This is a genomic window from Pseudomonas sp. R37(2017) (assembly GCF_002113375.1).
In the GTDB taxonomy this organism is placed as follows: Bacteria; Pseudomonadota; Gammaproteobacteria; order Pseudomonadales; family Pseudomonadaceae; genus Aquipseudomonas.
In genome coordinates this window covers 74,908-94,396 of record NZ_NEHO01000002.1, presented here as the reverse complement: position 1 = coordinate 94,396, position 19,489 = coordinate 74,908, and the positions used below count along the sequence as shown (strand labels likewise).

General features: G+C 61.0%; 19 protein-coding genes and 1 pseudogene. 10 read left to right on the top strand and 10 right to left on the bottom strand.

Going from position 1 to position 19,489, the window contains the following annotated elements:
• Positions 1-40: 40 nt before the first annotated feature.
• Entirely contained in the window at positions 41-280 is a 240-nt protein-coding gene (locus CAG47_RS03560) for a pilus assembly protein PilZ (RefSeq protein ID WP_085723536.1), read from the top strand.
• Here CAG47_RS03560 and CAG47_RS03555 read toward each other — a convergent pair whose 3' ends face one another.
• The 5 genes from CAG47_RS03555 to def form a co-directional block, all read right to left on the bottom strand.
• Positions 281-595 carry a tetratricopeptide repeat protein gene (locus CAG47_RS03555; RefSeq protein ID WP_008002299.1) on the bottom strand — a complete coding sequence of 105 codons (315 nt, stop codon included), beginning with the start codon at positions 593-595 and terminating at the stop codon, positions 281-283.
• Positions 596-684: 89 nt separating this feature from the next.
• Positions 685-2,061 (bottom strand): Trk system potassium transporter TrkA, encoded by a 1,377-nt coding sequence (gene trkA, locus CAG47_RS03550; RefSeq protein ID WP_085723535.1) that lies wholly within the window; start codon positions 2,059-2,061, stop codon positions 685-687.
• A gap of 22 nt (positions 2,062-2,083) precedes the next feature.
• Positions 2,084-3,394 (bottom strand): 16S rRNA (cytosine(967)-C(5))-methyltransferase RsmB, encoded by a 1,311-nt coding sequence (gene rsmB, locus CAG47_RS03545; protein ID WP_085723534.1) that lies wholly within the window; start codon positions 3,392-3,394, stop codon positions 2,084-2,086.
• On the bottom strand, positions 3,391-4,350 hold the full coding sequence (gene fmt / locus CAG47_RS03540; protein WP_085723533.1) for a methionyl-tRNA formyltransferase: 960 nt from the start codon (positions 4,348-4,350) through the stop codon (positions 3,391-3,393). Before fmt ends, rsmB begins: the two co-directional genes overlap by 4 nt.
• Positions 4,351-4,407: 57 nt before the next feature.
• Positions 4,408-4,914 (bottom strand): peptide deformylase, encoded by a 507-nt coding sequence (gene def / locus CAG47_RS03535; protein WP_085723532.1) that lies wholly within the window; start codon positions 4,912-4,914, stop codon positions 4,408-4,410.
• Positions 4,915-5,173: 259 nt separating this feature from the next.
• Between def and CAG47_RS03530 the strand changes: the two are divergent.
• From CAG47_RS03530 to CAG47_RS03520, 3 genes and pseudogenes are all read left to right on the top strand, one after another.
• Positions 5,174-5,926: pseudogene (locus CAG47_RS03530) on the top strand (peptidoglycan-binding protein); the annotation flags it as partial.
• An 81-nt stretch (positions 5,927-6,007) separates the two neighbouring features.
• Positions 6,008-7,114 carry a DNA-processing protein DprA gene (gene dprA, locus CAG47_RS03525; RefSeq protein ID WP_085723530.1) on the top strand — a complete coding sequence of 369 codons (1,107 nt, stop codon included), beginning with the start codon at positions 6,008-6,010 and terminating at the stop codon, positions 7,112-7,114.
• Between the two features lie 54 nt (positions 7,115-7,168).
• Positions 7,169-7,726, top strand: a complete 558-nt coding sequence (locus CAG47_RS03520) for an L-threonylcarbamoyladenylate synthase (RefSeq protein ID WP_085723529.1) — start codon at positions 7,169-7,171, stop codon at positions 7,724-7,726.
• Between the two features lie 98 nt (positions 7,727-7,824).
• On the opposite strand, the gene CAG47_RS03515 is transcribed toward CAG47_RS03520, so the two are convergent.
• Complete coding sequence (locus CAG47_RS03515; RefSeq protein ID WP_085723528.1) at positions 7,825-8,802, bottom strand: NADPH:quinone reductase; 978 nt, start codon at positions 8,800-8,802, stop codon at positions 7,825-7,827.
• Between the two features lie 166 nt (positions 8,803-8,968).
• Here CAG47_RS03515 and hemF point away from each other — a divergent pair, with 166 nt between their 5' ends.
• The gene (gene hemF, locus CAG47_RS03510) at positions 8,969-9,883 is read left to right on the top strand and encodes an oxygen-dependent coproporphyrinogen oxidase (RefSeq protein WP_085723527.1); all 915 of its coding nucleotides are present in this window, start codon (positions 8,969-8,971) and stop codon (positions 9,881-9,883) included.
• Positions 9,884-9,896: 13 nt separating this feature from the next.
• The gene (gene aroE, locus CAG47_RS03505) at positions 9,897-10,718 is read left to right on the top strand and encodes a shikimate dehydrogenase (protein ID WP_085723526.1); all 822 of its coding nucleotides are present in this window, start codon (positions 9,897-9,899) and stop codon (positions 10,716-10,718) included.
• Positions 10,719-10,805: 87 nt separating this feature from the next.
• On the opposite strand, the gene CAG47_RS03500 is transcribed toward aroE, so the two are convergent.
• The 3 genes from CAG47_RS03500 to betC form a co-directional block, all read right to left on the bottom strand.
• Complete coding sequence (locus tag CAG47_RS03500) at positions 10,806-12,374, bottom strand: SulP family inorganic anion transporter (RefSeq protein ID WP_085723525.1); 1,569 nt, start codon at positions 12,372-12,374, stop codon at positions 10,806-10,808.
• Positions 12,375-12,530: 156 nt separating this feature from the next.
• On the bottom strand, positions 12,531-13,451 hold the full coding sequence (gene choX / locus CAG47_RS03495; RefSeq protein WP_085723524.1) for a choline ABC transporter substrate-binding protein: 921 nt from the start codon (positions 13,449-13,451) through the stop codon (positions 12,531-12,533).
• 16 nt (positions 13,452-13,467) lie between these two features.
• The gene (gene betC, locus CAG47_RS03490) at positions 13,468-14,982 is read right to left on the bottom strand and encodes a choline-sulfatase (protein ID WP_085723523.1); all 1,515 of its coding nucleotides are present in this window, start codon (positions 14,980-14,982) and stop codon (positions 13,468-13,470) included.
• A gap of 114 nt (positions 14,983-15,096) precedes the next feature.
• Here betC and CAG47_RS03485 point away from each other — a divergent pair, with 114 nt between their 5' ends.
• The gene (locus CAG47_RS03485; RefSeq protein WP_085723522.1) at positions 15,097-16,047 is read left to right on the top strand and encodes a LysR family transcriptional regulator; all 951 of its coding nucleotides are present in this window, start codon (positions 15,097-15,099) and stop codon (positions 16,045-16,047) included.
• 61 nt (positions 16,048-16,108) lie between these two features.
• Positions 16,109-16,435, top strand: a complete 327-nt coding sequence (locus CAG47_RS03480; protein ID WP_085723521.1) for a DOPA 4,5-dioxygenase family protein — start codon at positions 16,109-16,111, stop codon at positions 16,433-16,435.
• Here CAG47_RS03480 and CAG47_RS03475 read toward each other — a convergent pair whose 3' ends face one another.
• Positions 16,436-16,837 (bottom strand): GFA family protein, encoded by a 402-nt coding sequence (locus tag CAG47_RS03475; RefSeq protein ID WP_085723520.1) that lies wholly within the window; start codon positions 16,835-16,837, stop codon positions 16,436-16,438.
• 364 nt (positions 16,838-17,201) lie between these two features.
• Here CAG47_RS03475 and CAG47_RS03470 point away from each other — a divergent pair, with 364 nt between their 5' ends.
• Entirely contained in the window at positions 17,202-18,509 is a 1,308-nt protein-coding gene (locus tag CAG47_RS03470; protein ID WP_085723519.1) for a CitMHS family transporter, read from the top strand.
• Between the two features lie 85 nt (positions 18,510-18,594).
• Positions 18,595-19,362 carry a TerC family protein gene (locus CAG47_RS03465; RefSeq protein WP_085723518.1) on the top strand — a complete coding sequence of 256 codons (768 nt, stop codon included), beginning with the start codon at positions 18,595-18,597 and terminating at the stop codon, positions 19,360-19,362.
• The last annotated feature ends 127 nt before the right edge of the window (positions 19,363-19,489 follow it).

Genomic DNA, 19,489 nt, shown 5'->3' with positions numbered 1-19,489 from the left:
CTCGGGGTTATCCACAACCGTTCATCAAAGGGCGCAGAAGATGTCCGAACACCGCAAGTCATTCCGCATCAAGATCAGCCACGAAAGCATCGGCGATTGCCTGGGCCAGACACGCAACCTGTCGACCACCGGTGTCTACGTCAAGCATCCGCAACTGTCGGGGCTGCCTCGGGGCGCAGTGGTCTATGGGCAGGTGCAAGACTTACCCACAGGCGCGCCGCGGGTACGCATGGAAGTGGTGCTGGTGGATGCCGAGGGCATCGGTTTGCGCTATCTCTGATCAGTGCGCCTGACGCTCGAGTTTCTTCAGGAACACTGTCATTTCCTTCTCTGCCTGCTTGTCGCCATGGCCGCGAGCAGCTTCCAGGCCTTGTTCCCAGGCCTGCCGAGCAGCTGCGAAGTCCGCCAGCGCCAGATGGGCCTTGCCCAGCAGTTTCCAGGCAGCCGAATACTTCGGATCGAATTCGACGCAGCGTTGAAAATGTTCCACCGCCTTGGCGTTCTCCCCCAGATCCAGATAACCCTTGCCCAGGCCGAAGCGCAGCAAAGAGTTATCCACACCCTTGGCGAGCATTTTTTCCAGGGATTCGATCATGGTGAATTCCTCACCTGAGGCATGTCAGGGGTTGATTTACTGTAGGAGCGAGCATGCTCGCTCCTACAGTACAGGGAGGGGTCGGTCTTTTAGAAGAAGCTCAACCCCACATGGAACAACTTTTCCACATCGCGAATATGCTTTTTATCCACAAGGAACAGAATCACATGGTCGCCCGCTTCGATCACGGTGTCGTCGTGGGCGATGATCACTTCTTCGTCGCGGATGATCGCACCGATGGTGGTGCCCGGCGGCAGGCCGATGTTCTCGATGGCCTTGCCGATCACCTTGCTCGATTTCGCATCGCCATGGGCAATCGCCTCGATGGCTTCCGCCGCACCCCGGCGCAGTGAGTGCACGCTGACGATGTCACCACGGCGTACGTGAGCCAGCAAGGTTCCGATGGTCGCCAGTTGCGGGCTGATGGCGATGTCGATGTCGCCGCCCTGGATCAGGTCGACATAGGCCGGGTTGTTGATGATGGTCATCACCTTCTTCGCACCCAGGCGCTTGGCCAGCAGCGACGACATGATGTTGGCTTCGTCGTCGTTGGTCAGGGCAAGGAACAGATCCGCGTCGGCGATGTTCTCTTCCAGCAGCAGGTCGCGGTCCGAGGCGCTGCCCTGCAACACCACGGTGCTGTCGAGGTGGTCCGAGAGATGACGGCAACGTGCCGGGTTCATCTCGATGATCTTTACCTGATAACGGCTTTCGATGGCCTCGGCCAGACGCTCGCCAATCTGCCCGCCACCGGCGATGACAATGCGTTTATAGGTTTCGTCGAGACGGCGCATTTCGCTCATGACCGCGCGAATGTTCGCTTGGGCGGCGATGAAAAATACCTCGTCGTCGGCCTCGATCACGGTGTCACCCTGGGGCAGGATCGGCCGGTCACGACGGAAAATCGCCGCGACGCGGGTTTCCACGTTCGGCATGTGTTCACGTAGCTGCCGCAGTTGCTGACCCACCAGCGGTCCACCGTAGTAGGCCCGCACCGCGACCAACTGCGCCTTGCCTTCGGCAAAGTCGATCACCTGCAAGGCGCCCGGATGCTGGATCAGGCGCTTGATGTAGTTGGTGACCACCTGTTCGGGGCTGATCAGTACGTCTACCGGAATCGCTTCGTTCTGGAACAACTGCTCTTCGCGGGTCAGGTACGCCGCTTCGCGTACCCGGGCGATCTTGGTCGGGGTGTGGAACAGCGTATGGGCGACCTGGCAGGCGACCATGTTGGTTTCATCGCTGTTGGTCACTGCGACCAGCATGTCAGCATCATCGGCCCCGGCCTGGCGCAGCACGGTCGGGAACGAACCGCGACCTTGAACGGTGCGGATGTCCAGGCGGTCGCCAAGGTCGCGCAGGCGTTCGCCATCGGTATCGACTACGGTGATGTCGTTGGCTTCGCTGGCCAGGTGTTCCGCCAGCGATCCGCCGACCTGCCCTGCGCCGAGGATGATGATTTTCATCCAGTCACTCCATTGAATCCATTTAACCGCGCGCGGCGGCGATCTTGATCAGCTTGGCGTAATAGAACCCGTCGTGGCCGCCTTCCTGGGCCAGCAACTGACGACCATGGGGCTGCTTGATGCCGGCCGCCGTGGCAAGGTCCAGTTCACGGGCGCCCGGCGTGCGGGCAAGGAAGGCTGCGATGACTTCGGTGTTTTCGGTCGGCAGCGTGGAGCAGGTGGCGTACAGCAGAATGCCGCCCACCTCCAATGTGTTCCACATGGCGTCGAGCAACTCGCCTTGCAGCACCGCCAGCGCGGCGATGTCGTCGGGCTGGCGGGTCAGCTTGATGTCCGGGTGCCGACGGATCACGCCAGTAGCCGAGCAAGGCGCGTCCAGCAGGATGCGCTGGAACGGCTTGCCGTCCCACCATGCCTGAGTGTCGCGGCCGTCGGCGGCGATCAGTTCGGCACTGAGTTTCAGGCGTTCGAGGTTTTCCCGCACCCGCACCAGGCGCTTGGCTTCCAGGTCCACCGCTACCACACCGGCCAGTTTGGGCTCGGCTTCGAGGATATGGCAGGTCTTGCCGCCGGGTGCGCAGCAGGCGTCCAGCACCCGTTGGCCCGGTGCCAGATCCAGCAGGTCCGCGGCCAGTTGCGCGGCTTCGTCCTGCACGCTGATCCAGCCCTCGGCGAAACCCGGCAGGCTGCGCACATCGGTGGCCGCTTCGAGCAAGATGCCGTCGCGGCTGTACACACAGGATTTAGCAGCAATACCGGTATCAGTCAGCAAACCGAGGTAGGCATCGCGGGTGTGATGGCGACGGTTGACCCGCAGGATCATTGGCGGATGCGCGTTGTTGGCGGCGCAGATGGCTTCCCATTGCTCTGGCCAGAACGCCTTCAGGGATTTCTGCAGCCAGCGCGGGTGAGCGGTGCGCACCACCGGATCACGTTCCAGTTCGGCGAAAATCGTTTCGCTTTCGCGCTGGGCATTACGCAGCACAGCGTTGAGCAACGCCTTGGCCCATGGCTTTTTCAGCTTGTCGGCGCAACCGACTGTTTCACCGATGGCGGCATGGGCCGGGACACGGGTATAGAGCAGCTGATAGAGACCGACCAGCAACAGCGCCTCGACATCGGCGTCGGCGGCCTTGAACGGTTTCTGCAACAGCTTGGCCGCCAGTGCCGACAAGCGTGGCTGCCAGCGTGCGGTGCCGAACGCCAGGTCTTGGGTGAAACCGCGATCACGGTCTTCCACCTTGTCCAGTTGCGTTGGCAGCGAACTGTTGAGCGAGGCTTTTCCGCTCAGGACCGCGGCGAGTGCCTTGGCGGCGGCCAGACGCGGATTCATTGAGCGTCCGCCGCTTGACCGAGGACAGTGCCGGTGGCGAATTTCTCACGGCGGCTGTTGAACAGGTCGCTGAAATTCAGTGCCTTGCCGCCGGGCAATTGCAGGCGGGTCAGGCACAAGGCCTGTTCGCCGCACGCGACAATCAGACCGTCCTTGCTGGCGCCGAGGATTTCCCCCGGGGCGCCTTTGCCTTCGGCGAGATGCGCGGCCAGCACTTTCACGGCTTCGCCATTCAAGGTGCTGTGGGTGATCGGCCACGGGTTGAAGGCACGGACCAGGCGCTCCAGCTCAACCGCCGGGCGACTCCAGTCGATGCGTGCTTCGTCCTTGTTCAACTTGTGCGCGTAGGTGGCCTGGCTGTCGTCCTGCACTTCGCCTTCCAGCGTGCCCTTGGCGAGGCCGGCAATCGCCTGGACCACGGCCGGCGGGCCCATTTCGGCCAGTCGATCATGCAGGCTGCCGCCGGTGTCTTCAGCGCTGATAGGGGTGGTGACTTTGAGCAGCATCGGCCCGGTATCGAGACCGGCCTCCATGCGCATCACGGTCACGCCACTTTCGGCGTCCCCCGCTTCCACGGCGCGCTGGATCGGCGCAGCGCCACGCCAGCGCGGCAACAGCGAGGCATGGCTGTTGATGCAACCCAGGCGCGGAATATCCAGCACCACTTGCGGCAGGATCAGGCCGTAGGCGACCACCACCATCAAGTCCGGTTTCAGTGCAGCCAGCTGCGCTTGTGCGTCTTCGTTGCGCAAGGTGGGCGGCTGCAGCACCGGGATGTTGTTCTCCAGCGCCAGCTGCTTGACCGGGCTCGGCATCAGTTTTTGCCCGCGACCGGCCGGACGATCCGGTTGGGTGTAGACCGCGACGATCTCGTAGGGGCTGCTCAGCAGGGCCTTGAGGTGTTCGGCGGCGAATTCCGGGGTGCCGGCAAAGACAATGCGCAATGGCTCAGTCATGGGTGACGTCTCTTGAAAAGAAAAAGGCTTGCCGCAGCAAGCCTTTGAAGATGGGCATCAGGCGTTCTGGCGATGAAGCTTTTCCAGTTTTTTCTTGATGCGGTCGCGTTTGAGCGTCGACAGGTAATCGACGAACAATTTGCCGTTGAGGTGGTCGCATTCGTGCTGGATGCACACCGCGAGCAATTCTTCGGCGATCAGTTCGTATGGCTTGCCGTCGCGGTCCAGCGCCTTGACCTTGACCCGTTGCGGGCGATCGACGTTTTCGTAGAAGCCCGGCACCGACAGGCAGCCTTCCTGATACTGGCCCATCTCGTCGGTCAATGGTTCGAGCTCGGGGTTGATGAACACTCGAGGCTCGGTGCGGTCTTCGGAGAGGTCCATCACGACGATGCGTTTGTGCACGTTGACCTGGGTAGCGGCGAGGCCGATGCCAGGCGCTTCATACATTGTTTCAAACATGTCGTCGACCAGCTGACGCACTTCGTCGTCCACTACGGCCACTGGCTTGGCGATAGTGCGCAGACGCGGATCAGGGAATTCGAGGATGTTTAAAATGGCCATAAGCTTGATCAGTGCACGTGTGGAGTAAGGTCGGGTCGATGGCCTGGCGGCTCCGAAGAAATGCAGGCTACCGTTGTAAAACGTAGCTCCCATCTGTTGACAAGCAAGTTTTGACAAGCAAGCCGGGAGCGAGCCACCGAGGGCTCTGGCGTTTCACGCGAACGCACATAATAAAGGGATTCACCGCATGAGGAAATCACTACTCGCCCTGCCGCTTCTGGTCTCGGCCAGTCTGGCGTACGGGCAAGTGCAACTTCGGGAAGATACTCCCACCATAAAGCTGTCGCCCCAGGTGCGCAGCAGCCCGGTGACCGAGGCTATCCCCGGCATCGCGCTGAAATCGATCAACAGCTTTCTGCTGAGCAACCGCATCCTCGACAGGACCGACGATTTCGACAAGGCGCCCTACATCGTCGCCGGCGATGCCGAACGCGTACTCAGCGGCGCGGGTGACCGTGTCTTTGCCCGCGGCCATTTCGATCCGGCGCAACCGGTGTACGGCATTTTCCGCCAAGGCAAGGTCTACACCGATCCGCAGAGCAAGGAAGTCCTGGGGGTCAACGCCGACGACATCGGCGGTGGCGAGGTCGTGGCCATCGAAGGTGACGTCTCCACACTGGAGCTGCAACGTACGACCCAGGAGGTCCGTCTTGGCGACCGCTTGTTCAGCGGCGAAGAGCGCTCGATCAACTCGACCTTCACACCCAGCGCACCGAACCACGAAATCAACGGTTTGATCATCGATGTGCCGCGTGGGGTCACGCAGATCGGCGAACTGGACGTGGTGACGCTGAACAAGGGACAGCGCGACGGCCTGGCCGAAGGCAATCTGCTTGCGGTGATGAAAACCGGCGAAACCGTGCGCGACCGGATCACTGGCCAGCCGTTGATAATTCCCGATGAGCGCGCCGGTCTGCTGATGGTTTTCCGTACCTACGACAAGCTCAGTTATGGGCTGGTGCTCAGCGCTTCGCGCTCGCTGTCGGTCATGGACAAGGTGCGCAATCCGTAAGTTTGCTTCACAAGTTACCAACAGAGTTATCCACAGCTTGTTCCCGTTTGTACGGGTACTCATAACGATCAAGGATGATCCATGCCACTGTCTGTCGCCACACCGGTTTCCCCTGCGGAACTGGAAGCCCGTTTGCGTTTGCATCGCCTGCCTGAGCTCGGCCCGGCACGGTTCAAGAAGCTGCTTGAAGCCTTTGGCTCGGCATCCAGGGCGATCAGCGCACCGGCGAGTGCCTGGCGTTCACTGGGGTTGCCTCTGGCCTGTACGGAAGCCAGGCGCAGCACTGAAATCCGTGATGGTGCCGCCCACGCATTGGCTTGGCTAGAGCGTCCGGCCCAGCATTTACTGATGTGGGACCAGCCAGACTACCCGGCGCTGCTGGCGCAAATCAGCGATGCACCGCCTCTGTTATTTGTTGCCGGCAATCCGGGCATTCTGGAAAAGCCGCAGTTGGCGATGGTTGGCAGTCGTCGCGCATCGCGCCCGGGCATGGACACCGCCGCCGCGTTTTCCCGCAGCCTGGCCGGCGCCGGTTTTGTCATCACCAGTGGCCTGGCCCTGGGTATCGACACTGCTGCACATCAGGCCGCCCTGGACGTTGGAGGGCAAACGGTCGGTGTACTTGGCACGGGGCTCGAGAAGTTTTATCCACAGCGCAATCGACGCCTGGCGGACGCGATGATTGCCTCGGGCAGCGCGGTGCTATCGGAGTTCCCCTTGGATGCAGGCCCAACCGCCAGCAACTTCCCTCGACGCAACCGGATCATCAGCGGTTTGTCGCTCGGGGTGCTGGTGGTCGAAGCCAGTGTCGCCAGCGGCTCACTGATCACCGCGAGGCTGGCGGCGGAACAGGGGCGCGAGGTATTTGCGATGCCTGGGTCGATCCATCATCCCGGCGCCCGCGGCTGCCATCAATTGATCCGTGACGGTGCGGTATTGGTGGAGACCATCGAGCATATCCTCGAAGCCTTGCGTGGCTGGCAACGACTGCCGTTATCCACAGAATCCTCTACCCCTGAAACGACTCACCCCCTGTTGAAGTTACTGCATGCCGCGCCTCTGACCAGTGAAGCGCTGGCCAACGCAAGCGGCTGGGCCTTGCCGAAAGTGCTGGCGGCGTTGACGGAGCTGGAAATGGACGGCTGTGCCGTTTGCGAAAGCGGGCGCTGGTTTGCACGGGTGAGCTAGGTTTTATGAACAAGATCGGTAAACTGCACAGAGCCTTATTCTGGAGAGTTTTTCATGGTCAACAGTTGGCGTGTGCAACAAGCCGCGCAAGCAATTCGCGCCGGGGCGGTGATTGCCTACCCAACCGAAGCAGTCTGGGGTCTGGGTTGCGATCCGTGGGACGAGGAAGCGGTGGAGCGTCTGCTGCTGATCAAGGGCCGGTCTGTGGATAAAGGGCTGATCCTGGTCGCCGACAACATCCGTCAGTTCGATTTCCTCTTCGAAGACTTCCCCGAATTGTGGATGGACCGCATGGCCAGCACCTGGCCGGGGCCCAACACCTGGCTGGTGCCGCACCAGAACCTGCTGCCGGAGTGGATTACCGGGGTGCACGAAACCGTGGCGCTGCGGGTCAGTGATCACCCGCAGGTGCGGGACTTGTGCGCTCTGGCCGGGCCGCTGGTATCGACGTCGGCCAACCCGCAGGGGCGCCCGGCGGCACGTACGCGGATTCGCGTCGAGCAATATTTCCGTGGGCAGGTCGATCTGGTACTCGGCGGGATGTTGGGCGGACGCAAGAACCCGAGCGTGATTCGCGATCTGGCGACCGGCAGGGTGGTGCGCCCGGACTGATACCGAGGTGTGCCCATCGCGAGCAGGCTCGCTCCCACAGGGGATTTGTGTTCGACACAGAACCAATGTGGGAGCGAGCCTGCTCGCGATGGCGCCAGTCAGGGCAATAACACTACCGAACCGGTCGTACGCCGCGCCGACAACTCGGTCTGCGCCTTCGCCGCGTCAGCCAGTGGATAGCGCTGGCTGATCTCCACCGTCAACTTGCCGCCGATGATCATCTCGAACAACTCGTCGGCCATGCGTTGCAGGTTCTCGGCGTTGTTCGCATAAGTGCCCAGGGTTGGCCGGGTCACGTAGAGCGAGCCTTTCCCGGCCAGGATCCCCAGGTTTACGCCGTCGACCGCGCCGGACGCATTGCCGAAACTCACCACCAGCCCACGGGGCGCGACGCTGTCGAGTGAGGTCAGCCAGGTGTCCTTGCCAACGCCGTCGTACACCACCGGGACTTTTTTGCCGTCGGTCAATTCCAGTACGCGCTGAGCGACGTTTTCATGGCTGTAGTCGATGGTCGCCCAGGCACCGTTGGCCTTGGCCAGTGCGGCTTTCTCTGCCGAGCTGACCGTTCCGATCAGCTTCACGCCCAAGGCCCTGGCCCATTGGCAGGCCAGGGAACCGACACCGCCGGCTGCGGCGTGGAACAGAATGGTTTCGCCACCCTTGAGTTCATAAGTCTGACGCAGCAAGTACTGCACGGTCAGGCCCTTGAGCATCACCCCGGCGGCCTGTTCGAAACTGATGGCGTCCGGCAGTTTCACCAGATTGGCCTCGGGCAACACGTGAACATCGCTGTAGGCGCCCAGAGGGCCGCTGCCATAGGCCACGCGATCGCCGATCTTGAAGCGGGTCACGTCGCTGCCTACCGCCTCGACCACGCCCGCACCTTCCGAGCCGACACCCGATGGCAGGGATGGCGGCGGATACAGACCACTGCGGTAGTAAGTGTCGATAAAGTTCAGGCCGATGGCCTTGTTGGTCACGCGTACTTCCTTCGGGCCGGGCTCGGCGGGCTGGTAATCCACATACTCGAGCACTTCGGGGCCGCCATGGGCGCGGAACTGGATACGCTTTGCCATCGGAACTCTCCATAGGTCGTTTTACCAAGCTCCCTATCGGACTCCTAAGCTTGATCTTCGTCAACTGCGACGGGGTGACTTGCGATGGTATGCTACGGACCCATTTGCGCTGGCCCCCCCGCTCCCATGGAGCGCCGCGTAGTTTTGCCCGATTCAAGGTGATGACATGACGACCCGCACCGAGGCCGTAAAAGCCTATCTGCTCGACCTGCAAGACCGTATTTGCGCCGCCCTGGAAGCCGAAGACGGTGGCACGCAATTCGTCGAAGATGCCTGGACCCGGCCGGCCGGCGGTGGCGGTCGCACCCGTGTGATCGAAAACGGCGCAGTGATTGAAAAGGGCGGCGTCAACTTTTCCCACGTCTTCGGCAGCGGTCTGCCCCCGTCCGCCAGCGCTCATCGACCGGAACTGGCCGGCCGTGGCTTTGAAGCCCTGGGCGTGTCGCTGGTGATTCACCCGCACAACCCGCATGTGCCGACTTCCCACGCCAACGTGCGCTTTTTCATCGCCGAAAAAGAAGGTGAAGAAGCGGTCTGGTGGTTCGGCGGCGGCTTCGACCTGACGCCGTACTACGGCAATGAAGCAGACTGCATCCACTGGCACCGCATCGCCGAACAGGCCTGCGCGCCGTTCGGTCCGGACGTCTATGCGCGCTACAAGGCCTGGTGCGACAGCTACTTCCACATCAAGCATCGCCACGAACCGCGCGGCATCGGCGGGCTGTTTTTCGACGACCTGAACGAATGGGATTTCGACACCAGTTTCGCTTTCATGCGCGCCATCGGTGACGCATACATCGACGCCTATCTGCCGATCGTGCAGCGCCGCAAGAATGATGCGTTCACGGAAAAACAGCGTGAGTTCCAGGAGTTCCGCCGTGGCCGCTACGTTGAATTCAACCTGGTCTATGACCGTGGCACGCTGTTCGGCCTGCAGTCGGGCGGGCGTACCGAGTCGATTCTGATGTCGCTGCCACCGCAAGTGCGTTGGGGTTACGACTGGAAGGCCGAGCCTGGCAGCGAAGAAGCGCGCCTGACCGAGTACTTCCTGCAAGACCGCGATTGGTTGGCCGATGCCTGAACGAGGAACCCCGATGGACCGTTATGTTGTATTCGGTAATCCGATTGGTCACAGCAAGTCACCGCTGATCCATCGCCTGTTCGCCGAGCAGACTGCGCAACGGCTGGACTACAACACGCTGCTGGCGCCACTCGACGACTTTTCCACTTGTGCCCGGACGTTTTTCCTCGAAGGGCGCGGCGCCAATGTGACGGTGCCGTTCAAGGAAGAGGCCTATCGATTGGCGAACAGCCTGACGGCACGGGCGCAGCGCGCCGGCGCGGTCAATACCTTGAGCAAACTGGCTGATGGCAGTTTGCTGGGCGACAACACCGACGGTGCCGGGTTGGTGCGTGACCTGACGGTCAACGCCGGATTCAGCCTCAAGGGCAAACGCATCCTGCTGCTCGGTGCTGGCGGTGCGGTGCGCGGTGCCCTGGAGCCGTTGCTGGCCGAGCAACCGGCATCGGTGATCATCGCCAACCGCACGGTGGACAAGGCCGAGCTGCTGGCCGAACTGTTCTGCGATCTGGGGCCGGTCTCGGCCAGTGGCTACGATTGGTTGCAGGAGTCGGTGGACCTGATCATCAACGCGACCTCTGCGAGCCTGACCGGCGATGTGCCGCCGATCGCCGCCAGCCTCATCGAACCGGGCAAGACGGTCTGCTACGACATGATGTACGGCAAGGAACCGACCTCTTTCTGCCGCTGGGCCAGCGAACATGGGGCCGCGGTGGCGATGGATGGCCTGGGGATGTTGGCCGAGCAAGCCGCGGAAGCGTTTTTCCTGTGGCGCGGTGTGCGCCCGGATACGGCGCCGGTGCTGGCGGAGTTGCGTCGGCAACTGGCCCTTTAAAAGCTTCGTCGGAACGCCGCCCGGAGCAAGCCCGCTCCCACATTGCACTTGTGAACGACACAGATCAAATGTGGGAGTGAAGCCGGATCAGTCTTCAAACCGGATCGGGCATTTCTCCGCCCCTTCCAGCTTCCTCAGCTCTTCCACCACCTGCGGCCGGGCCCGGCGCAAGGTCAGGCTGCGATCCTGACGCAGCAGGCGCCGCGCTTCCTGATGCAGCATTTCCACCCCGGAATAGTCGATGAAGTTGATCTGCTGCGCCTCGATCACTACCCGCATGCCCTGCATGCGTTGCAGGCGTACTTGCAGGTAATGGCTGGCGCCGAAAAAGATCGAACCGCCCACTCGCAGTATGTCTTCCTCGCCATCTCGCACATGCTGCACCCGTGGTTGCGATGTGCGTTTGAGGTAGAAAAACAGCGAGGCCAGCACGCCGGCGTAGATCGCCGTCTGCAATTCCAGCAGCAGCGTGGCGACGCAGGTCAGGGCCATGACTGCAAATTCGGCGCGGCTGACCCGCAACAGCGCGCGAATACCGCGATGGTCCACCAGTCCCCAGGCGATCAGCAGAATACTCCCGGCCATCGCCGGGATCGGGATGTGCGCGATCAGGCTCGCGCCGAAGATCGCAAACAGTGCCACCCACAATGCCGAAAAAATCCCGGCCAGTGGCGAACAGGCCCCCGCTTCATAGCTCAGGCCTGAGCGAGTGAAAGAGCCAGCCGACAGCGATCCGGAAAAAAACGCTCCGACGATGTTCGACAGGCCCTGGGCGCGAACTTCCTGGTTGGCGTCGAGCAATTGCTGCGAACGTGCCGAGATCGAGCGGGCGATCGACAGGCTGGTGACCAGCCCGAGCATTCCGACCGCCACCGCACTGGGCAGCAGGCGCAGGATCAGATCGAGATCCAGCGGCAACGGACTGAAAGGCGGCAGTTTGCCAGTGAAGGCGCTGACCAGATGCACGTGGCCGAACATTGATGGCCAAAGCCAGACCCATAATGCAGCCAGCACCAGAGTGATCAACAGCGTCGGCCAGCGTGGCAGCCACAGTTTGAGGATCACGCCCACCACCACCGTCGCCAGCCCCAGCGCCAGCGAAGGTTTGTCCATTTCGCCGAAATGGCGCAACAACGTGATGAAACTATCCAGAGCGGTGGCCTGGCTGGGCAAATCCAGCCCCAGCAGGTTAGGCAGTTGACCGATGGCAATCACTACGGCGGCGCCCAGGGTGAAGCCGAGCACCACCGAGTGCGAGACGAAATTCACCAGTGCGCCGAACCGCAGCAAACCCAGCAGCCACTGAAAGATGCCCGCAAGAAACGTCAGCAACAGGATCAACATGACGTAGTCCTGCGAAGCCGGAACGGCCAGAGGACTGACGCTGGCGTACAGGACAATCGAGATGGCCGCCGTAGGCCCGCAGATCAAATGCCACGACGAACCCCAGAGGCAGGCGATCAACACCGGGATGATTGCCGCGTAGAGGCCGTATTCCGGTGGGAGACCGGCAATCAGCGCGTAGGCAATGGATTGCGGCAACGCGAGAATCGCGCCGCTGAGGCCGACGATCAGGTCACGCCCGACGCTGGCGCGGGTTTGCCGGGGTAGCCAGGTGAGGAAAGGGAAGAGTGAATGGCGGCTGGGAAGGGCCATGGGTCCTCTCGGTCGGGTTTTTTGCGCAAGGGTAGCAGGACCGTGCACAGATCGGTCCTTCTGTGGGAGCGAGCCTGCTCGCGAATGCGGAGTTTCAGTCGGCATGAATGTCGGATCTGATGGCCCCTTCGCGAGCAGGCTCGCTCCCACATTGGCTCAGAGTTTGGCTTTGACCGCCGGCAAGGCATCCTTGCCATCTACGGTCTTCACGCCATCGAGCCATTTGTCCAGCACTGCAGGGTTGGCCTTGATCCACGCCTTGGCCGCGTCGGTGTTGCTGACTTTCTTGTTCACCACCTCGGCCATGATGCTGTTTTCCATGTCCTGGGTGAAACTCAGGTTGGTCAGCAATTTGCCGACGTTCGGGCAGGCCTGTGCATAACCTTTTCGGGTCAGGGTGTGAACGCTGCCAGTGTCACCGAAGTATTTCTCGCCACCCTTGAGGTAGTGCATTTTCAGTTGCACGTTCATCGGGTGCGGGGTCCAGCCGAGGAAGGTCACGAATTTCTGTTTTTTCACTGCGCGGGATACTTCCGCCAGCATCGCCTGCTCGCTGGACTCGATCAGCTTCCACTGGCCCATGTCGAAATCGTTTTTCTTGATGATCTCTTGCAGCGAGATGTTCGCCGGTGCGCCGGAGCCAATGCCGTAGATCTTGCGGTCGAACTTGTCGGCGTACTTGTTCAGGTCGGCGAAGGTATGCACACCCGCGTCCCACACGTAGTCCGGAACCGCGAGGGTGAACTCGGTGCCTTCGAGGTTCTTCGCCAATTGCGTGACATCACCATTGGCCACGAACTTGTCGTAGAAGCCTTGTTGCGCCGGCATCCAGTTACCCAGGAACACATCGACCTGGCCATCCTTGAGGCCACCGAAGGTAATCGGAACCGCGAGGGTGTCGACCTTGGCCTTGTAGCCCATGCCGTCCAGCAGAAACCCGGTGATGGCGTTGGTCGCGGCGATGTCGCTCCAACCCGGGTCGGCCATCTTCACCGTTTCGCAACTCTGATCGGCAAATGCCGATGCACTGCCCAGAGCCAGGAGCCCGACCGTCAGTACTGTGGATAACCTTTGCATGGATTTCCCCTTAACATTATTGGTTTTGGCAGGGTTGTGGATAACGTGCTTTGCGCTCCAGATCGTCGAGGTCGATGTGGTTGCGCATGTATTGCTGACTGGCGTCCACCAGCGGCTGGTGATCCCAGCTCTTGAGCTTGCCAAGGGTCAGCGCCTCGGCCACGAAACGCCGGCGCCGCTGGCTGGCGAGCACCTGCTGGTGAATCGCCGGAATGTTCCATTTGGCCCGCGCTTCGGAGAGAAAATCGTCGAACAGCTGACGATGTTGCGGCGAATGGCTGAGTTCTTCCTGTTCGCGAGGGTCATTGTCTACATCGAAGAGCAGGCAAGGGTCGTCTTCACTGTAGATAAATTTGTAGGCGCCACGGCGGATCATCATCAACGGGCTGACGGTGCCTTCGGCCATGTATTCGCCGAACACCTCGTCGTGACCACCCTGCCGTTGCAGGTGCGGGAGCAGTGAACGACCGTCCAGCGGCAAGCCCGGTTCCAGCGAGCCGCCGGCCAGTTCGACGAAGGTCGGCAACAGGTCCGCCGTGGAAACACTGGCGCTGACCCGGCCGGCACCGAATTGCCCCGGTGCGCTGATCAGTAGCGGCACCCGTGCAGCCATTTCATACCAGTGCATTTTGTACCAGAGCCCGCGTTCGCCGAGCATGTCGCCGTGGTCACCGGAAAACACGATGATGGTGTCATCGATCAGCCCGGTATCCTCGAGGGTTTGCAGGAGTTTGCCGACGTTGCTGTCGATATAGCTGCAGGCGCCGAAATAGGCACGGCGGGCGTCGCGGATCTTGTCCACAGGCAGTGGCTTGTCCCAAAGGTCGTAGACCTTGAGCAAACGCTGGGAGTGCGGATCCAGATCGTGCTGATCGGGGGTCACCGGCAGCGGGATCTCAGCGTCGTCGTACAGATTCCAGAACGCCTTGGGGATGGTGTACGGATCGTGGGGGTGAGTCATGGAAACGGTCAGGCAGAACGGCTGATCGCCGTCTTCGCGAACGTGATCGAACAGGTACTGCTGGGCCTTGAACACCACCTCTTCGTCGAAATCCAGCTGATTGGTGCGCACGCACGGTCCAGCTTGCAGCACCGACGACATGTTGTGGTACCAGGTCGGGCGCACGTCCGGTTCATCCCAGTTCACCGCCCAGCCATAGTCGGCCGGGTAGATGTCACTGGTCAGGCGTTCTTCGTAGCCATGCAACTGGTCCGGCCCGCAGAAATGCATCTTGCCCGATAGCGCGGTCCGATAGCCGAGGCGGCGCAGGTAGTGGGCGTAGGTCGGTACGTCGGCGGGGAAATCGGCGGCGTTATCGTAGGCGCCGATCTTGCTCGGCAACTGGCCGCTGACCAGGGTGAAACGCGACGGCGCGCACAGGGGGCTGTTGCAGTAGGCGGAGTCGAACACCACGCCCTGTTCGGCGAGGCGACTGAGATTGGGCAGTTTGATGGGCGATGGGCCGTAGAACGGCAACATTGGCGCGGCCATCTGATCGGCCATGATGAAAAGAATGTTCTTGCGCTTCATGTGATCGCGGCATTCCATAGTGGATGTTTATGCGAGAGTGCTGGCTTCGAGAATGAAACCCTCGCACCTTGCGGTAAAGCCCACGCTCGGCAATGACTAGGATAAGCACAGCTTATGTATGACGCTCTTGGAGACCTGTCTCTCGATCTGCTTCGAGCCTTCGAAGCCGCGGCCCGTCAGCGCAGCTTTACCGCGGCGGCGGTGGAACTGGGCACTACGCAACCGGCCATCAGCCAGCAGATCAAGCGCCTCGAGGAACAACTGGCCACCCGATTGTTCGACCGCATTTATCGCGGTATCGAGCTGACCGAGGCCGGGCTGATACTTTTTCAGCAGGTTCAGCTCGGATTGCAGAATATCGACGCAGGATTAAGCGCAATCAGCGCACAGCAACAGCATGAGGTGCTGCAGGTCGCCACGGATTTTGCCTTCGCCGCCTATTGGTTGATGCCGCGCCTGCACCGCTTTCACGCCGCCAATCCGCAGGTGGATGTCAGCCTGGTCACCAGTGAACGCAGCCATAACATGCTACGTACCGATATCGATGTGGCGGTGCTGTTTGGCGATGGCCGCTTCAAGCAGGGTGAAAGTCATTGGCTGTTCAGCGAAGAAGTGTTTCCGGTGTGCAGCCCGCAGTTGCTGGGCGAGCGTCCCCTGCCCTTGCCGGCCCAGGCATTGCTGGAGTTCCCGTTGCTGCATCTGCGTGGGGAACACAGCAGTAACTGGTTCGACTGGAGTGGTGTATTCCGTGAGCTGGGCATCACCTCGCCCCCGGCGCCGGGGCAATTGCGTTTCGACAATTACACCCTGCTGATTCAGGCGGCGATTGGCGGTCAGGGCGTGGCCATCGGCTGGCGCCACCTTGTGGATAACTTGCTGGCGCAAGGGTTGTTGTGCCGACCGATTGCCGAAACGGCGATGTCGAGGTTGGGTTACTACGTAGTCTTGCCCCAACGCAAACGACGTGGAGCGCTGATCCAGCAATTTGTGGACTGGTTGATGGCCGAGCAGGCCAGCAGTGCGGAGTCTCTGTCTGGGTTGTCATTGCCTTCGATTGCGGTGTGAAACGTGAAAAGATCGAAACCTGTGCCAGGGGATCTGTTCGACCGGATATAGAGGATTTCAAATGCAACCCATAACGGGCTACCACGCCCATGTCTATTTCGACGCCAGCACCATCGGGCAGGCGCGGGCCTTGTGTGAGCAGGCAGCGCAGCTGTTTCCAGTGAAAATGGGGCGCGTGCACGAGCGCCCGGTCGGTCCGCACCCGGACTGGAGCTGCCAGCTGGCCTTCGAGCCGCAGGTGCTGGGTGACGTGCTGCCGTGGCTGGCGCTCAATCGCAAGGGGCTGGTGGTGTTCCTGCACCCGGACACCGGCGACGATCTGCGCGATCACACCGAGCACGCGATCTGGATGGGCGCGATTCGGCCGCTGGACCTGTCTGTTTTTTGATCAGAGTGTTTCTCCAGCCTCGCCGGGCAAGTGCTCGTCCAGATGCAGCCAAGGCAAGCGGCTGTCGGTCCAGATATGGCGCTCGGCCGGTGCTTGCTCGGGATGGTCGAGGGTGGCAATGGTCAGGTCGATGCTGTCCGGGCTCAGTTGCGTGACCACGGCCAGTTGCGCTCCGCAGCGGCCGCAGAAATAACGCGCGCAGGTGGCGGAGGAGTCGTACCGCGCTGGCGTCCCGGCCAGCCATTTGAAGGCGGAGGCCGGCACGGTGATCCAGGTCGTCACGATGCCGCCGCTGACCCGTCGGCAAATCGAACAGTGACAATGGGCGATATCCTGCAGCGGCCCGCTGAATTGATAGCGCAGCTGCCCGCAGTGGCAGCCGCCGGTGTGAACTTCGACCATGCTGTTTCCTCCTGGCGCGGATTGACTGACGCCTTCGCGAGCAGGCTCGCGAAGACCGTGACTCGGTTCACCTCCATGCCCCCGTCCGACGACCGGTAGCACTTGCGGTCAACGCTTTCATTCCCGAAAGCTGGCTGAAAGCTTCCCCGATTAGGATCGCCCCCACTACCGGCAACAGACCGGTTGGCCAATGCCAGCGTTTTATCGCTCGCACAGCCCATTTAACAACAACAATGGTGATTCTGATGTCCTCCTCTACCCGCCAGTTCGCTGTAACTCCGTCCGTACATCTCGTGCTTCCCGTTCTGCGCTGATCCTGCCCGGTCCGCCCATTCCCTAGCCGCGCTACGCCTGGAGTATTCCCATGCTGACTTTCCTTGGCTTCGCCATGGTCATCACGTTCATGTTCCTGATCATGACCAAGCGCCTGTCCGCGCTGATCGCCCTGATCCTCATTCCAATCATCTTCGCCCTGTTTGGCGGCTTCGGCCCCAAAATCGGCCCGATGATGCTCGAAGGCATCACCAAGCTTGCGCCTACCGGCGTGATGTTGATGTTCGCCATTCTCTACTTCGCCCTGATGATCGACTCCGGCCTGTTCGACCCGGCCGTGCGCAAGATCCTCAAACTGGTCAAGGGCGACCCGTTGAAAGTGTCGGTCGGTACCGCCGTGCTGGCGCTGATCGTGTCCATGGACGGTGACGGTGCGACCACTTACATGATCTGCGTGGCTGCCATGCTGCCGCTCTACAGCCGCATTGGCATGAGCCCGCGAATCATGGCCGGCCTGATCATCCTCGCCGGTGGCGTGATGAACATGACCCCATGGGGCGGCCCGACCGCCCGTGCCGCCAGTGCGCTGCACGTGGACCCGTCGGCGATTTTCGTACCGATGATCCCGGCGATGCTGGCCGGTGTGGTAGCGATCCTTGCCATTGCTTACTTCTACGGCAAACGTGAACGTGCGCGCCTGGGTGAATTGCACCTGGTGGGCGATGAGATCGACCACAGCGAAATCACCGTTTCGCAATTCCCGGATGCCCGTCGTCCGAACATGATCTGGTTCAACGGCGCCCTGACCCTGGCCCTGATGGGCACCCTGATCGCCGGCCTGCTGCCGTTGCCGGTGCTGTTCATGGTGGCGTTCAGTATCGCCATGATCGTCAACTATCCTTGCCTGCAACAGCAAAAGGATCGCGTTGCGGCTCACGCCGGTAGCGTGCTGGCGGTAGTCGGGTTGATCTTTGCGGCCGGTATCTTCACCGGTATCCTGACCGGCACCGGGATGGTCGATGCCATGTCGAAAAGCCTGTTGGCGGTGATTCCGGATTTCCTCGGCCCGTACCTGGCGGTGATCACGGCGCTGGTAAGCATGCCGTTCACTTTCTTCATGTCGAACGATGCATTTTATTACGGCGTGTTACCGGTGCTTGCCGAAGCCGCGAGCCATTACGGTATAACCGCAGTGGAAATGGCACGTGCCTCGATCGTCGGTCAGCCCGTCCACCTGTTGAGCCCGCTGGTTCCATCGACCTACTTGTTGGTGGCCCTGGCCGGCATCGATTTCGGTGACCACCAGCGCTTCACCCTCAAATGGGCCGTGCTGGTTTGTATCTGCATACTGATTGCTGCACTGATGTTGGGGACTTTCCCGATGTTCAGCACTCTATAAGCCCAAGACTCACCATTTCGGGTCCAGGCTTCGCTGTTTGAAGCCCGGGCCCTTTGTGGTTTAACAATCGTTCAAAGGAATACACATGGAATGGCTGACCAACCCTGAAATCTGGGTTGCCTTCTTTACCCTGACCGCCCTGGAGATCGTCCTGGGTATCGATAACATCATCATGATTTCGATCCTGGTCAGCCGTATGCCCAAACACATGCAGGCGCGCACCCGGATCTTCGGTCTGGCGCTGGCCATGATCACGCGAATCCTGTTGTTGCTGTCGATCACCTGGGTCATGCGCCTCACGGCGGACTTGTTCGTGGTGTTCGGTCAGGGTATTTCCGGGCGAGACCTGATCCTGTTCTTCGGTGGCCTGTTCCTGCTGTGGAAGAGCTCGCAAGAGATGTACCACGCGCTGGAAGGTGAAGACGAAACCAGCGAAGAGCCTTCGGGCAAGGGCGGCAACTTCCTCTACACCATCGTCCAGATCGCGATCATCGACATCGTGTTCTCCCTGGACTCGGTGATCACCGCGGTCGGCATGGTTTCCCACGTTCCGGTCATGGTCGCGGCAATCATCGTGGCGGTACTGGTGATGATGTGGGCATCTGGCACCATCAGTGAGTTCATCGACAAGCACCCATCGCTGAAGATGCTGGCGCTGTCGTTCCTGTTGATTGTCGGTACCGTGCTGATTGCCGAATCCCTGGACGTGCATGTGCCAAAAGGCTACGTCTACTTCGCCATGGCGTTCTCGCTGGCAGTGGAAGCGATCAACATCAGGATGCGCACTACCATTGCGAAAAAGAAGAAACAGCAGGAGCCGGTAAAGCTGCGCAAGGACATTCCGGGCCAGTAACCCGAAAGCGCTGAATACGCAAAACCTGTGGGAGCGAGCCTGCTCGCGAAGGCGGTCTGTCAGTCAACACCCATGTTGAACTTGATGGCCTCATCGCGAGCAGGCTCGCTCCCACATTGTTTTTGTG